Source organism: Alteraurantiacibacter buctensis, assembly GCF_009827655.1.
GTDB lineage: Bacteria > Pseudomonadota > Alphaproteobacteria > Sphingomonadales > Sphingomonadaceae > Alteraurantiacibacter > Alteraurantiacibacter buctensis.
Genome location: NZ_WTYV01000005.1, coordinates 17,434 through 32,369 on the forward strand (window position 1 = coordinate 17,434; position 14,936 = coordinate 32,369).

Annotated in this window: 9 protein-coding genes; 1 reads left to right on the forward strand and 8 read right to left on the reverse strand. The window is 68.7% G+C overall.

Features of this window, described 5'->3' with window-relative positions; translation table 11 throughout:
* Nucleotides 1–48: 48 nt before the first annotated feature.
* From addA to ahcY, 7 genes are all read right to left on the reverse strand, one after another.
* Nucleotides 49–3,546, reverse strand: a complete 3,498-nt coding sequence (gene addA, locus GRI99_RS12200; RefSeq protein WP_202393082.1) for a double-strand break repair helicase AddA — start codon at nt 3,544–3,546, stop codon at nt 49–51.
* Nucleotides 3,516–6,482: a PD-(D/E)XK nuclease family protein gene (locus GRI99_RS12205; protein WP_337192920.1), complete on the reverse strand. Its 2,967-nt coding sequence runs from the start codon at nt 6,480–6,482 to the stop codon at nt 3,516–3,518. The genes addA and GRI99_RS12205 overlap by 31 nt, the downstream gene beginning before the upstream one ends.
* Before the next feature lies 1 nt (nt 6,483).
* On the reverse strand, nt 6,484–7,203 hold the full coding sequence (locus GRI99_RS12210; protein WP_160772340.1) for a nucleotidyltransferase family protein: 720 nt from the start codon (nt 7,201–7,203) through the stop codon (nt 6,484–6,486).
* Nucleotides 7,200–8,186, reverse strand: coding sequence for an aminoglycoside phosphotransferase family protein (locus tag GRI99_RS12215; RefSeq protein WP_160772341.1), 987 nt, complete (start codon nt 8,184–8,186; stop codon nt 7,200–7,202). Before GRI99_RS12215 ends, GRI99_RS12210 begins: the two co-directional genes overlap by 4 nt.
* Complete coding sequence (tsaE, locus tag GRI99_RS12220; RefSeq protein WP_160772606.1) at nt 8,183–8,620, reverse strand: tRNA (adenosine(37)-N6)-threonylcarbamoyltransferase complex ATPase subunit type 1 TsaE; 438 nt, start codon at nt 8,618–8,620, stop codon at nt 8,183–8,185. Before tsaE ends, GRI99_RS12215 begins: the two co-directional genes overlap by 4 nt.
* A complete protein-coding gene (locus GRI99_RS12225; RefSeq protein ID WP_160772342.1) occupies nt 8,617–10,971 on the reverse strand; it encodes a PAS domain-containing sensor histidine kinase in 2,355 nt (784 codons plus the stop codon). The genes tsaE and GRI99_RS12225 overlap by 4 nt, the downstream gene beginning before the upstream one ends.
* A 110-nt stretch (nt 10,972–11,081) precedes the next feature.
* Nucleotides 11,082–12,488, reverse strand: a complete 1,407-nt coding sequence (gene ahcY / locus GRI99_RS12230) for an adenosylhomocysteinase (protein WP_337192921.1) — start codon at nt 12,486–12,488, stop codon at nt 11,082–11,084.
* Between the two features lie 186 nt (nt 12,489–12,674).
* Here ahcY and GRI99_RS12235 point away from each other — a divergent pair, with 186 nt between their 5' ends.
* Nucleotides 12,675–13,154, forward strand: a complete 480-nt coding sequence (locus GRI99_RS12235; RefSeq protein ID WP_160772344.1) for a peroxiredoxin — start codon at nt 12,675–12,677, stop codon at nt 13,152–13,154.
* 438 nt (nt 13,155–13,592) lie between these two features.
* Here GRI99_RS12235 and GRI99_RS12240 read toward each other — a convergent pair whose 3' ends face one another.
* A complete protein-coding gene (locus GRI99_RS12240) occupies nt 13,593–14,885 on the reverse strand; it encodes a UDP-N-acetylglucosamine 1-carboxyvinyltransferase (protein ID WP_160772345.1) in 1,293 nt (430 codons plus the stop codon).
* Between the last annotated feature and the right edge of the window lie 51 nt (nt 14,886–14,936).

Here is a 14,936-nt window from a genome sequence, read left to right on the forward strand (position 1 = left end):
TTGCGGCCAATCTAGGCAGCATGGCGCAATCGGCAATGCCCCGGCGGCTTAGGAATCCTGCGGATCGGCCAAGCGCGGCTTGTTGGCCGCCAGGATATCCCCCGGAATCGCGATCAGTTGCGGGGTCTGGGTGTAGAGCACTGCCGCCTCCACCCGCTTGCCGGGGAAGATCACCGCCAGCGCGGCGGCATAGGCGCCCATCTGTTTCAGTACCGATTCGGGCATCTCCGCCAGCGATGCCGGCGGACGGCGAGCGGTCTTGAAATCGGCGACGAGAACGCGGCCTTCCTGCACCAGCAGCCGGTCCGCCGTGCCGGCGATCACCTGCCCGTCCACCGTGGCGGCCAGCGGCACTTCGGCCAGGGCATCGGGGCCGAACAGCGCGGCCCAGTCCGGGTGGGCCAGTACGGCGAGCGCACGGGTGAGCATATCGTCCCGCTCCGCCTGGTCGAGATCGCCGGCCTGCCGTGCCAGCCAGGCGCGCGCTGCTTCCTCGCGCCGCCCCGCCGCCACATCGGGCAGGCGTTCCAGCAGGCTGTGCAGCAGCACGCCCCGGCGGGCGGCCACGGCGGCAATCTCGGGCGGCAGCGGGGGGTCGGCACCCCGCTCCTCGCCAGCGGACGAAGGGGCAAGCGGGCGCGGCGGGCGCGGTTCGGGGCCGATGGGGGCGGTGGCCCAGGCGGGCAGCGGCGGCAACTGGTCTCTCGCTGCGGTGCCGGTGCGCGACAGCGGCGGGGCGCGGTGGCCGCGTTCCTGCCGTGCGCCCCACAGGTCGTCATGCAGCGCATCGGGCGGGAACAGCGGAGCGAGGCGCGCATACCAGCTATCGGCTGCCGGCTCCTTCTCGCGCTTGCCCAGCGCGCCGCCGATAAAGAGTGCTTCCTCGGCCCGGGTCATCGCCACGTAGAGCAGGCGCCAGTGCTCTTCCAGTTCCGCCGCCCTGGCCTTCTCTTCCTCCTCGGCAATGCGGCCTTGCTTCTCCTCCTTGCGCAAGGGAGGCAGCGGCACGGGAACGCCGCCACCACCGGGCAGTTCCTCGGCCAGTTCCAGCGAAACCCCGCGCCCTTTCGCGGGATCGCCGGTGGCATCGGCCAGGATCACGATGGGGGCTTGCAGGCCCTTGGAGCCGTGCACGGTCATCACCCGCACCAGCCCGCCGCCCTCGCCCGCCTCGCGCTTCAGCTCGCCCTCGCCCGCGTCGAACCAGTGAAGGAAACCCGCCAGCGACGGGGTGTAGCCCGCCGAAAAGGCCAGCGCGGCGTTGAGCAGTTCATCGATCGGGTCGTTCGCCTCCTGCCCCAGCCGCGCGGTCAGCTTCGCGCGCGCCTGCCACGGCCCCACCAGCATCCAGTGAAGCAGGGCCTGCGGCGGCTCGAAATCGGCGATCGCCAGCAGGTCGCCCAGCATGGCCACCGCCGCTGCCGCCTGCGGGTGGGCAGAGCCGCGCAGGTGATCCCACAGGCTGCCTTTCTCGCGCCAGCCAAGATCGAGCAGGTCCTGCTGGCTCCAGCCGAACACGGGGGAAACCAGCAGCGCGGCAAGGCTGAGGCTGTCTCCCGGCTGGGCGGCAAAGCGTAAGGCCGCCATCAGGTCCTTCACCGCCAGCGGCGCGCCCAGCCGCAGCCGGTCAACCCCCGCCACGGGCACTCCGGCGGCATAGAGGCGCGCGACGATCAGCCCGGCCAGCTCGCGGCGTTTCCGCACCAGCACCATCACATCGCCCGGCCCCGCGTTGCGGTGCCTGCCCTTAACTAGCGGGAAGCCGTGATCCATCCACCTGCGCACCTGCGCGGCGATCCGGTCGGCCATGCGCCGCTCGGGGGCGGAGAGCCAGGTCTCGGTGCCCTCCTCGCCACCGTCTTCGGCGGCCTCCTCATCCTCCTCCACCGCGAGAACGGGCCGCCACAGGGTGACGAGGCCGGGACGGTTCGCGTCACCCACGTGGGGCGGCGGCACTTCGCGCAGGCCGAAGGTTTCGGGGCCTATGGCGGTGATCGCATCGTTGACCACGTTGAGCACGTCCTGCGCGGTGCGGAACGACTGGTCCAGCCCCACGTCCACCAGCCGCCGCGCATCCAGCGGCAGGCGCGCCCGGGCCACGTTCTGCGCCCGCACATCCAGCAGTTCGGCATAGCGGGCCTTGGCCTGGGCAAAGTTCTCCGGGCTGGTGCCCTGGAAGCGGAAGATCGCCTGCTTGTAATCGCCCACCACGAACAGCGTGCGCAGGCGCTGGCCCCGCTGGCCAAGGCCGGTAAAGAACTCCTCGGTCAGCGCGGTGACGATATCCCACTGCGCGGCATTGGTATCCTGCGCCTCGTCGATCAGCACGTGGTCGAACTGGCGGTCCAGCTTGTAGCGGATCCATTCGCCCAGGCCCGGCGTGCCCAGCAGCGCGGCGGCCTGGCGGATCAGGTCATCGAAATCGACCAGCCCCTCGCGCGCCTTGGCCTCGTCCCACGCCAGCGCATAGCGGCGGCCCACCTCCAGCGCGGGGGTGAGAAAATCGGCAAGGTCGCACAGGGCCTGCTGGCTCACGATTGCCTGGAGCGAGGCCAGCAGGTCCGCTCCGGTGGCGTCGATACCGGGCGCAACCTTGGCGATGTTCTTGAAATACTTGAGCTCGCCCTCCTTGTTGAACAGGGCGTCCGCCAGCTTGCCCGCCTCGCCCAGCCGGGCGGCGGCATCCTGCGCCAGCCAGCGATCGATCGCCTCGATATAGCTGCGGCCCGATGCGGCACCCCAGGCGTGATAGGCATCGGCCACCTGCTTCAGGGCGGCGCAATCGAAGGTGTTGTCGCTGCACCATTCGGCCAGTTCCTCGCGCGTGGCCTCCGCAGCCAATCCGATCAGGCGCTTGACCCGCTCCGCCATTGGCGGCTGCCACGATCCGGGGCCGAACCAGGCGGCGCGGGCGCTGGCGCAGCGGTCCAGCCAGGCACGGGTGCCATCGGGGCCAAGGCGCAGGGAGAGGCCCTCAAGCCGGGCGAGAGCGGCCTTGTCGCCCAGTTCATCCCACTCCGCCAGCAGGTCCACCAGCACCCGCTGGCCCAGCAGCACGCGGTCGCGGTCTTCCATCGGGCGGGTGCCGGGTTCCAGCCCCGCTTCCTCCGGGAAGGCGCCCAGCAGCCATTGCGAGAAGGCGTGGATGGTATCGATGCGCAGGCCGCCGCCGGGGCAATCGAGCACGCTGGCGAACAGGGTGCGAGCGTGGGCCTTGGCAGCATCATCCGTCGGCGCGCCGATGGCATCGAGCTGGCCCCACAGTTCGGCATCGCTCAGCCGCACCCAGCTTGCCAGCACCTGGTTGACCCGATCGGCCATCTCCGCCGCGCCGGCCTTGGTGAAGGTGAGGCACAGGATGTTTTCCGGCCGCACGCCGGGTTCCAGCAGCAGGCGCAACACGCGGGCGGAAAGCACCTGCGTCTTGCCGGTGCCAGCGCTGGCCGACAGCCACACGCTGTCGCGCGGGTCCACCGCCGCCCTCTGGTTGCCCAGCAGGGGATAGACCTTGCCGCTCACTGCCCGTCCCCCTCGCGGCCTAGCCATTCCTCCAGCCGCATCAGGTGGTCGAATTCGGTATAGACCACGGCATCGGGGTTGAGGCGGGCGGTGAAGCCCTCGTCACCCAGGATCCACTTGTCGAGCGCCTCGTCCAGATGGTGCTGGGCCTGCGGCAGGAACTGCTCCGGCTCGATCCCGCCGCGCTTGCGGCCCACTTTCAGCGGGGTGGTGATCTTGCCGAAGCCGGTCTCGCTCTCGGCATTGCGACCAAGGCTCCAGTATTCGAACGCCGCGGGCCGCCCCGCGATGTTCTCGAACGCGCCGCGCTGCGCCAGCAGGGCCAGGGTGCCAAGCTGCATGGCGAAGCCCTGCTCTACCTGGGCATCGCCGGGGGCCTTGCCCGTCTTGTAGTCGACAATGGCCAGCGTGCCGTCGGCCAGCCGGTCGATCCGATCCGCCTTGCCGGTCAGCACCAGCCCGCGATAGTCCAGCCGCCCGGCCTTCTCCCACGCGATCGGCCGGCGGCCTTCTGCCCCCTCCACCTCGGCTTGCACCCAGGCCAACGCGCGCAACAGGCGCGGCCGCCACAGGGCGCGCATCACCGGGTGGGCGTCCATCTCGACCAGGTGCCGGTCGGCCAGGGCCTCCATGCTGCCCCGGCCCTCGTGCCAGTCCTGCAGGATCGCGTGGGCCAGTGTCCCCTGCCAGGCGGCGGTGGGCTGCGCGTCCAGCAGGTCGAGCTGCTTCAGGCCCAGCACCTTCTGGGCATAGAACTGGTAGGGGTCCGACCGCAGCCGGTCGAGCGTGGTGACCGATAGCTCCTTGCCCCGCCGCTGGTGCGGTGCCGGGCGGGGAGACGGACGCGGATGCCAGGGCACGGTAAGGCGACGGTCGATGGAACGGGCCAGGGCAACCGACTCCGCGTCCTCATGTCGCTTGTAGAGGTCATCACCCAGCAGCGCCCGTACGCGCAGCCAGAAGCGGCTGGCGATGGCCGGGCCGCCCGCTTCGCGCCGCGCGCGGCTGAGCACCACTTGCGGCGCCCCCAGCGCGCCGGCCAGGTCATGCGCGGCAAGGCCAATGCGGAAATCAGCCCCCGGTACGCCCAGCACCCGCAGGATGGCCGGGGCCAGCACCGGATCGCTGGCAGGGGCAGCAGGCCAGGTGCCTTCGTTCAGGCCGCCGCAGATGACCAGGTCGGCCCGGGTCATGCGCGCCTCCAGCAGGCCATAGATCGCCACGCGCGGATGGCCGCCATAGGGCGGGCGCACCGCCTCGCGGTCCATCGCATCGCGCAGGGCAGCCGGCAGATCTTCACGACCCAGCGTAAGGCCGGTGAGGCGGGCATTTTCGCGCAGCGTCTCCACGAAGCGGGCCAGCGCGCGCCCGTCTGCCTCGGCCCACAGCGACAGGCCGCACAGCGTCTCCCCCGCGCGCACCAGCAGGTCCAGCGCCTGGGCCAGCGGCAATTCGTCCACGCTGTCCAGCAGCGGCTCCAGGACCGGCACAACCCCCACCCACCACTCGGCCACGCCCGCCTCGTGCGCCTTGTCGGCAAGGGCCGCGAGCCCCGCCTGCGGTCGCGGTCCGCGCAGTTTCAGGTCCAGCGCCCGGGCGGCGCGTAGCCAGCCTTCGCGGTCCCCCTCGCGCTTGACCAGCGGGTGGCCCAGCAGCGCCATCAGCGGCACCGGCGCGGCCTGTTCGGCGGCAACTTCTGCCAGCAGCAACAGCAGGCGGCCCGCCGCAGTCTGCGCCAGGGGGCGACCGGCTGAATCGTCCACCACCACGTTCCAGCGCCGCAGGTGCTGCACCACCCGGCCGGCCAGCCCGCGATCAGGGGTAACCACGGCCACCCGCTTTTCAGGCTCGGCCAGGGCCTGCCGCACCAGCAGGGCGATGGCCTGCGCTTCCTCCTCTGGGTGGGCGCTTTCCATCAGCCGCACGCCCGCAAGGCTGCGCCTCTCGGGCTTCAGGTCCGCCCAGGCGCGACTGGCCAGCGGCGGCAGGAACAGGCTGGCGATGGCGTGGCTGCGTTCGGGCGGAGCGGCGGCCATCCCGGCGCGGTGCCAGGCCCGCACCTCGCCCCGCGCAATGCCCATGCGGTTCAAGAGAACCTTCAGGTGATACTGCGGGTGGGTAACGGCATCGCCCTTGGCAAAGGGCCCTTCCTCACCCGGGGCTCCCGCTGCGCCGAGCTCGTCCCACACGGCTTCGGGAAGCGTCAGGTCCAGGTCGGGCAGGATCACCGCGCCATTGGGCAAATCGGCTATGGTGCGCAGCAGGTGGGCCAGCGCTGGCGCGGCGCTGGTAACCCCGGCGGCCACGATCGGCCCCGGCGGCGGGCTTTCCCGCAGCCGCGCCGCCGCTGCCCGGAACAGCAGGTTGCGCCGGGTGGCGGCATCCACCTGCCCGCGCTCCTCCAGCTCGCCCAGCCAGGCCTGCTGCACGGCGATGAAGGTCTTGAGCGCGCCCACCCAGTGCTCTGCCATATCGGGCACCAGATCGAGCACCTCCGGCTCCCACAAGGCCTCAGGCCGCACTTCCTCGGCCAGCAGGCGGTCCATCACCTGCCCGGTGGCAAAGGCCAGGTTGAGCAGGGCGCTGCCTTTGGGCGCCTTGTCGCCCCGCGCATCGCGCACCAGTTCGGCCAGGCGCAGCCAGCGAAAGACCGGATCCACCGCCGGCGGCACGTCCAGCCCGGCACCCATGCTGTCGATCAGCGGGCCCAGCGTCTCGTCCAGGTCAAGGTCGCCCACCACCACCATGCGCGGCAGCAGCAGGCCCTGCTGCCCCGCCGCGCCATAGTGGCGCACGAAAGCCTCCTGCATGGTGCGCGCCGCGCGGGTGCTGGGCAGCAGCAGGGTCAGCCGGGCAAGGCCGAAGCCCGGCTCGGCATACCGGGGCACCAGCCCGGCCACCAGCGCATCGGCAAAGCCCCGGTGGGCGGCGATGGAATAGACGGCAGGCCGTTCCCCGGCCACGTCAGCTTCCCTCGGCCAGCGCGGCCTCGGTGGGTTTGATCGCCTGCGGAGTGCCCACTTCGAACCAGCGCCCGGTAAAGGCCACGCCGAACAGCCGCCCTTCGGCAATCGCCCTGTCCCACAGCAGGTTGGTGGAGAACGGGCCGGTGGGCGCATCGCGCAGCAGCCGGTGGCTTACAAGCTGGATGCCGGTGTATATATAGGGCGCGATGCGGCCGGATCGGCGGCGGGTCAGTTGCCCCAGCGGCCCCATGTGGAAATCGCCCTTGCCGGGAAAATTCATCGCCCCCTTGTGCGGCACCAGCAGCAGCAGGGCGTCCATCTCCGCCGGGTTCCAGCGCTCGGACAGGTCCAGCAGGGCGTTGCGCGGGCCATCCAGCCACAGGTTGTCGCTGTTCACGCAGAAGAACGGATCGGGCAGCAGCCCTTGCGCCTTCACCATGCCGCCGCCGGTTTCCAGCAGCAGGTCGCGCTCATCGGAGATGGTGACGGCGGGCACGGTGCGCCGCTTCAGGTGGTCCTGCAGCAGGTCGGCCAGATAGTGCACGTTGACCACGGCGCGGGCCACCCCGGCCTCGGCCAGCCTGTCCAGCGCGTGGTCGATCAGCGGCTTGCCGGCCACGCGCACCATCGGCTTGGGCTGGGTGGCGGTGAGCGGGCGCATCCGCTTGCCCAGGCCCGCGGCCATGACCATTGCCGTGTCGGAGGCGAGTGCAGTCATGCGGCTTCGCCCAGTCCCGCCCCCTGGCGTTCGCGCCATTCGGCCGGAACATTGGCATCGAACCAGCGCGCCACGGGTGCCAGGGCGGGATGCGCCAGGTCACGCTCCATCGCCGCCCACACCCGCGGGATCATCGGCAGGTAGCGCGGCTTGCCGTCACGCTGCCACAGGCGGGTGAAGATGCCGACGATCTTGGCGTTGCGCTGCGCGCCCAGCACCGCGTAGTCGGCGTGAAAATCGGCATCTACGCCAGCCTTGGTGACGTAGCGGTCGATCATGTCCTGCTCCAGCTCCTCGCTCACGTCGCGCCGTGCATCCTGCAGCAGGCTGACAAGGTCATAGGCCACGTGGCCCACCAGCGCGTCCTGGAAATCGATGATCCCCTGTTCGCCATCCGGCAGCAGCATGATGTTCTCGGCGTGGTAATCGCGCAGCACGGTTACGCCGGGTTGCTGGCGGGCGAGCAGGGGCGCAAGCACCTCCTTCCACGCGGCATCGTGCGCCGCCGTGTCTACCGTGATGCCCGCAGCGGGGCAGAACCATTCGGTAAACAGCCGCACCTCGCGCAGGTATACTGTCATGTCATAGGGTTCGAACGGCCCCGGCGGGCACTTGTGAAGCGTGACCAGCGCATCCACCGCCTTGCGATAGGTGGCATCCTCCGCAGCCGGGTTCAGGTCCAGCCAGTCGCGCATCCGGTCGTTGCCGAAGTCCTCGATCAGCACCCAGCCCTGCGCGGCATCCTCGGCCAGGATGGCGGGCGCGCGCAGGCCCTGGTCCAGCAGCCAGTGGCCCACGTGCAGGAACGGCGCAGGGTCTTCGTGCGGCGGCGGCGCGTGCATCAGCATCGCGGTTTCACCATCGCGCACCAGCCGGAAATAGCGGCGGAAGCTGGCGTCACCCGGCAGCGGCTGCACCTGTGCCCCGCTCCAGCCAGCGCTGGCGATGAACGATTCGAGCCCGGCGGGCAGGTCTGCACTCATGGCATGCGCCCTAGCCAATCGGGCCCGCCAAGGGCAACCGCCCGGCGGCCATTTGCGGTGGATTCCAGCGTGATCGACAGGCCCCCCGCCTCATGCCCGAAGCCGCCGGCATGGTCGGGCCATTCGGCCAGCAGCACGGCCCCTTCGCGGTAATCGTCCAGTCCCAGCTCCGCCGCCTCGCGCGGGTGCTCCAGCCGGTAGAAGTCGGCATGGACCAGGGGGGGCGAGAGGTGGTCGTAGGTCTCGACGATGGTGAAAGTGGGGCTTGGCACCTCGCCCGCATGGCCCAGGGCGGCGATGATCGCGCGCGCCAGCGTGGTCTTGCCTGCGCCCAGATCACCGCGCAGTTCCACCACGTCCCCCGCCCGCAGCCGCGCGGCAATGCGCGCGCCAAAGGCATCGACCGCAGCGAGATCGTGCAGGTCGACGGTCAGCACGGCAGGGTGATGGTGGCGGTGGTGCCGGCGCCCCGCTCGCTCTGGATATCCAGCCGCCCGCCATGGGCCTCGACCAGTTGCCGGGCCAGCGGCAGGCCCAGCCCGCGCTGTTCCTTGCCGCTGCCATCCTTGGACAGGGCATAGCCTTCCAGCGCCCGCGCCAGATCGCCTGGGCGCATGCCGGGGCCGTTGTCGGAAATGACGATCCGCACGGAATTCTTGCGGCGGGACAGCGCCATCAGGATGCGGCCGTTCTTGGCGGGCACGGCGGCGATGGCGTTATCCAGGATATTGCCGATGGCGCGGCCAAGCTGGCGCCGGTCGGCCATCACCTGCCCTGCCCCCTTGTCGCCGCGCAGGTCAAGCTGGGCCTTCTTCGACTCGATCGCGTCCTCGCGCTCGCGCACGATGCGGGTGACGAAAGGCAGCAGGTCGATGGCCTCGGTCGCCATCGGCAGCAGGCCGGCCTCGCTCTGCGTCAGGTCCAGCACGCTTTCGATCTGCGCGGTCAGCCGCTGTACGCTGGTGAGGATGGCGTTGACGTAATCCTTGCCCTGCTCGCTCAGCTCCCCCGCCACGCCCGATTGCAGCAGCTCGGCAAAGCCGCCGATAGAGGTGAGCGGGGTGCGGAATTCGTAGCTCATGTTGGCCAGGAACCGCGTCTTCACCGCGTCCGCTTCCTCCAGCGCGGTATTGCGTTCGCGCAGGGCGGCCTCGGCCTTGGTGCTGTCGGTCACGTCCAGCACGGTCAGCAGGCTGTTGCCATCGGGCAGCGGTACTCCGGCGAATTCCAGCGTGCGCCCGTCGCTCAGCAAAACGCGCCCGCCGCGCTGCTTGCGCTCCAGCGTGGCCAGGCGGACGACTTCGCCGATGGCGGCACGCTGGCCGGGACGGGCGAGCACCTGGGTGATCTTGTCCAGCAGGGCATCGATATGCGGGTGATCGTCGAGGAATTCGGGCTCGATTCCCCAGATCTCGGGAAAGCGGCGGTTCCACAACTGCACCCGGCCATCGGGCGCAAATACGGCCAGCGATTCGAACAGGCTGTCGAAGGTGGCAGTGCGGGTGCGCAGCAGGGTGTCGCGCGTGGCGGACAGGGCAAGCTGCTCGCTGCGGTCTTCGGCCACCAGCACCAGCCCGCCATCGGGCATCGGCTGGGCCAGGATGCGCAGGTGCATGCCATCGGGCAGGGTCCAGCTATCCTCGGTGGGAGAATCCTTGCGGAACCACGAAGCCAGCTCGCGCCGCCAGGCGGGAAAATCGCGCACCTCGGGCAGGCGCGCCCGATCCCGCGCGATATCCAGCACGCGGTCGAAATCGGGCTGGTCGATCTGCACCGCTGCCGGCAGGCTGAACAGGCGCAGGAAGGGCTGGTTGGCAAAGGCAAGCCGCCGGTCCTGGTCGAACTGGGCCACGCCCATCGAGAACAGGTCCAGCATCGATCGCTGGGCGTCCTGGAAGGCGCGGAAGGCGCGGCCCTGCTCCTCCATTTCCTCGATATCGACGGCATAGCCGGCAATCCCGTCATCCCCCAGCGGCAGGTCGCTGACCCGCATGCTGCGGCGCTGGTTGGCGATGGTGGCCTGCACGATCCGCTCGATCGGCAGGTGCCGGTCACGCGACTGGCCGGCGATCTGCGCGGCGGTGAGGCCGTCCACCGGCTCGATCAGCTCGATCTGCTCACGCACCACGGCGCTGGCATCGCTGGCCTCCACCGCCTTCACATAGGCGCTGTTGACCAGGGTCAGCTTCAGGTCCGGCCCGCGGAACCACATCGGCATGGGGGCGGCCTCGATCAGGCCCACCAGCGCATGGAAATCATTGCGCGCCCGCGCCGCTTCGGTCCGCAGGCGGGCCAGTTCACCCTGGCTTTCGGAGAAATCGAACCACCACAGCAGCGCGCTGCCGGGGGCAGCCACGGCCGGATCGGCCTGCTGGCCGCGCACCGCCAGGCTCTTGCCGGAACCGCGCGGGGTCAGGACCATGCGGAACGGCGCGGCGGTCTTCTGCGTGCGGCGCACGGCTTCGCGCAGGTGCTCCACATCGTCGGGCATCAGGCCCGCGCTGCCGCCGGGGCCACCGTCGAGTTCGGACAGGAAGGCGGGCATCTTTGCCAGGCCCAGCCAGCCCGCCAGCCGGTCCGGCCCTTCCAGCCGCCCGTCACCCCGCACCACCAGCGGAATGGCCGGCGAATCGTCGATCATGCGCGCCAGGCGGCGGCTGGCCAGCCGCGCGGCCTTGGCCTGCCGCTGGCGCTTCTGCGCCGCCAGCACCATCCACACCGCGCCCAGCGTCCAGCCTGCCAGAAGCAGGCCGAGCAGTGCCAGCGCTGTGGGGCTGAATTCCATCCCAATCAGCTATGGCCACAAGGGCGCAATGGCAATGACCCACACACAGGAAAACGGGCGGTTCTTCCCGAAGAAAGAACCGCCCGCGATTTCATCACCCGAAAAGACGCTTAGTAGCGATAATGCTCCGGCTTGAACGGGCCGGACAGTGGCACGCCGATATAGTCGGCCTGCTTCTTGGAAAGCTTGGTGAGCTGCACGCCCAGCTTCTCCAGGTGCAGCGCGGCCACCTTCTCGTCCAGGTGCTTGGGCAGGATGTGGACTTCCTTGGTGTAGTCATGCCCGCGCTGCCACAGCTCGATCTGGGCCAGCACCTGGTTGGTGAAGGAACAGCTCATTACAAAGCTGGGGTGGCCGGTGGCGCAGCCCAGGTTTACCAGGCGGCCCTGGGCCAGCACGATGATGCTCTTGCCATCGGGGAAGGTCACCAGGTCGGTGCCCGGCTTGATTTCCTTCCAGGTATAGTTGCTCAGGGCGGCGATCTGGATCTCGGAGTCGAAGTGGCCGATGTTGCACACGATGCTCATCGGCTTCATCGCCATCATGTGTTCGGCGGTGATCACGTCCTCGTTGCCGGTGGCGGTGACGAAGATGTCGCAGCGCTTCACGGCCTCTTCCATGGTGACCACTTCGTAGCCTTCCATGGCCGCCTGCAGGGCGCAGATCGGGTCGATCTCGGTCACCATCACGCGCGCGCCGCCCTGGCGCAGCGAATCGGCGCTGCCCTTGCCCACGTCACCGAACCCGGCCACGCAGGCCACCTTGCCGGCCAGCATCACGTCGGTCGCGCGGCGGATCGCGTCGACCAGCGATTCCTTGCAGCCATACAGGTTGTCGAACTTCGACTTGGTCACGCTGTCGTTCACGTTGATGGCCGGGAACGGCAGCTTGCCGTTCTTGGCGATCTGGTACAGCCGGTGGACGCCGGTGGTAGTTTCCTCGGACACGCCGCGGATGTTCTTGACGCTCTGGGTCAGGTAGCCGGGCTTGCGGGCCAGGAATTCCTTCAGCGCGCGGACGAACTCGATCTCCTCGGCGTTCGACGGCTCGAACAGCTCCTCGCCCGCTTCCACGCGTGCGCCCCACAGGGCGAACATGGTGGCATCGCCGCCATCGTCCAGGATCATGTTGCAGGTTTCATCATCGCCCCAGTCGAAGATGCGGCCGACATAGTCCCAGTATTCGGCCAGGCTCTCGCCCTTCACCGCGAACACCGGAATGCCGGCAGCGGCGATGGCGGCGGCGGCGTGATCCTGGGTGGAGAAGATGTTGCAGGTGGCCCAGCGCACATCGGCGCCCAGTTCCACCAGCGTCTCGATCAGCACGGCGGTCTGGATGGTCATGTGCAGCGAGCCGGTGATCCGCGCACCGCGCAGCGGCTTGGCCGCGCCGAATTCGTCGCGCAGGGCCATCAGGCCCGGCATCTCGGTTTCGGCGATGTTGATCTCGTCACGGCCGAATTCGGCCAGGGCGATGTCCTTGATGATATAGTCGTTGGCAGCAGCAATGGTGGCCACGGTCACTTCTCCGGTCAGTGGTCTGGGGTGAAGCGTCGCCGGGGCTCCATGCAACGCGTTGTTCGCAGGTGCACATAGAGGGAGCCGCCCCGGCTCACAAGCCCTTCGCTGCATGGCGCGGGCGTGCTTGCAACGGCCCGCCATGCGCCTATCTCTAGGCAGCCATTCACAGCAAGGATCACTCTGATGACGATTTCCAAAGGCGACAAGCTGCCCGACGTGCAACTGGTGAAGGTCACCGCCGACGGGCCGGACAAGGTGCAGAGCGCCGATTACTTCGCCGGCAAAAAGGTCGCCCTGTTCGCCGTGCCGGGGGCTTTCACCCCCACCTGCTCGGCCAAGCACCTGCCGGGCTATGTCGAGAAGGCAGCCGACCTGAAGGCCAAGGGCGTGGACGAGATTGCCTGCGTCTCGGTCAACGATGCCTTCGTAATGGGCGCCTGGGGCAAGGCCAGCGGTTCGGACGACGTGACCATGCTGGCCGACGGCAACGGCGATTTCGCCAGCGCTCTGGGCCTGGATGCGGACTTTTCCGGCTTCGGCATGGGCAAGCGTTCGCAGCGCTATTCGCTGATCGTGAACGACGGCGTGGTGGAAGAAGTGAACGTGGAAGGCCCGGGCGAGTTCAAGGTCTCCAGCGCCGAGCACATGCTGGGCCAGCTCTGAGACTGTTGTCCGTTACGGAACAAAGAGGGGCGGTCCGGTTCGGGCCGCCCTTTTTCGTGCGGTCAGCAAAAAATCACTTTCCTACAGCACCGGAAATGGTGCAGCCCGACTCTCGTCCGATGCGTCTGGCCAGAGCAGCGGATGGGCCATCCTCCGGCGTTTAGGCGTGCGGAGGAAATGACCGGCGCGGGCGTCCCGGCATTATGTCGAACGTTCGCACCAGGCATGGCCGCCACGCGAGTGCTGCCCTCCGTCGCGTCAATAGCTGGAGGATGGCCGCGGGCCGGCGGCAACAAATCTCGACGCGATTACCGTACCTCAAATACAAGAAGCGTCGTCGAGTCCGGGCACAGAATGCGGCAACCCCGCGCCGGTCATTTGCTCTTCCCGTCCACCCCGGCAGCCGCAGGCTGGCCGGGCTATAGGCGCGTCAGCCGTTCAGCTTTCCCATTCCACCTGCACGCCCAGGCTGTCGATATTGGGCACGAAGTTGGGGTGCGCCCGCTTGATCGGGTCGGCATCCAGGATTTTGCTTTCGCCATCGATGCTGGCGGCCACCATCAGCAGGGCAATGGCCACGCGGATGATGTAGGGGCTAGTAACCGTTGCCGGCACCAGCCGGTCCCCACCAAAGGTGATCAGGCGGTGCGGATCGCACAGCAGGGTGTGTGCGCCGAACAGGCTGAGTTCGGTGTGCCAGGTGAGGCCGCCCTCATATACCTTGTTCCAGAACATCGTCTGGCCCTTGGCCTTCACACCCAGCGCGATGAAGATCGGCAGCAGGTCGGCCGGGATATAGGGCCAGGGAGCCGCTTCCACCTTGGTGATCAGGTGGCTGGTGAAGTTGCTCTGCACCACCAGTTCGGCCGGGGCCTGGAGGCGCGACCAGCCGTCCTTGTGCTCCACGTGGGCACCGAACTTCTCGAACGTGCGGTCGATCAGCATGAAGTTTTCGGGCTGGCTGTTCCTCACGGCAATGTCACCGCCGGTCACCGCCGCCAGCGCCAGGAAGGTGGCCACCTCGTGGAAATCCTCGACGAAGGTGTAGTCGCAGCCGTGCAGCTCCACCCCGCCCTCGACCGAGACCATGCTGGTCCCCTTGCCCTTGATCCGCGCGCCCATCAGCTCAAGGAAGGCACACATCTCCTGCACGTGCGGCTCGCACGCGGCGTTGACGATCTGGCTGGTGCCCGTGGCGGTCAGCGCGGAGATGATGAAGTTCTCGGTGGTGGTGACGCTGGCATATTCCAGCCACATGCGCGTGCCTTCCACCTTGCCCTTGTTGCGGAAGACGATGTTCTTGCTCTCGAAGGTCACTTCGGCCCCGAAGGCGCGGAACACGGCCACGTGCGGATCAATCTCGCGCGCACCCAGGGTGCAGCCCTTGACCTCGTTCTCCAGCCGAGCCTCGCCCAGCCGGGCGAGCAGGCCGGGGATCATCATGATGCTGGCGCGCATCGCCTGCGGCAGGGTGGCGCGGGCCCCGGGCGAGATCGTCGAGTGGTCGATCTCCAGCGTCTTGGCCGCCTTGTCCCAGCGCACCGTGCTGCCAAGCTCGGCAAAGAAGCTGTGGATGCGGGTGACGTCGGTAATCTCGGGCACGTTGCGCAGCGTGATCGGCGCATCGGTCAGCAGCGTGGCGCACAGCACCGGCAGCACCGCGTTCTTGTTGGCCGAGGGCTCGATCCTGCCCCGCAGCGGTTGCCCGCCACGCACATAGAGTGCCGTCATGCGTAAACCTTCCAGTCCTTAAATCTCGTGCGACCCAGTCAGACCCCTGTT

What these genes read in the sequence shown, in the direction of transcription:
- GRI99_RS12235 (WP_160772344.1), top strand. Translation starts at nt 12,675, where the DNA reads ATGACGATTTCCAAAGGCGACAAGCTGCCCGACGTGCAACTGGTGAAG.
- GRI99_RS12240 (WP_160772345.1), bottom strand. Translation starts at nt 14,885, where the DNA reads ATGACGGCACTCTATGTGCGTGGCGGGCAACCGCTGCGGGGCAGGATC.
- addA (WP_202393082.1), bottom strand. Translation starts at nt 3,546, where the DNA reads ATGGCTAGGCCGCGAGGGGGACGGGCAGTGAGCGGCAAGGTCTATCCC.
- GRI99_RS12215 (WP_160772341.1), bottom strand. Translation starts at nt 8,186, where the DNA reads ATGAGTGCAGACCTGCCCGCCGGGCTCGAATCGTTCATCGCCAGCGCT.
- GRI99_RS12225 (WP_160772342.1), bottom strand. Translation starts at nt 10,971, where the DNA reads ATGGAATTCAGCCCCACAGCGCTGGCACTGCTCGGCCTGCTTCTGGCA.
- GRI99_RS12210 (WP_160772340.1), bottom strand. Translation starts at nt 7,203, where the DNA reads ATGACTGCACTCGCCTCCGACACGGCAATGGTCATGGCCGCGGGCCTG.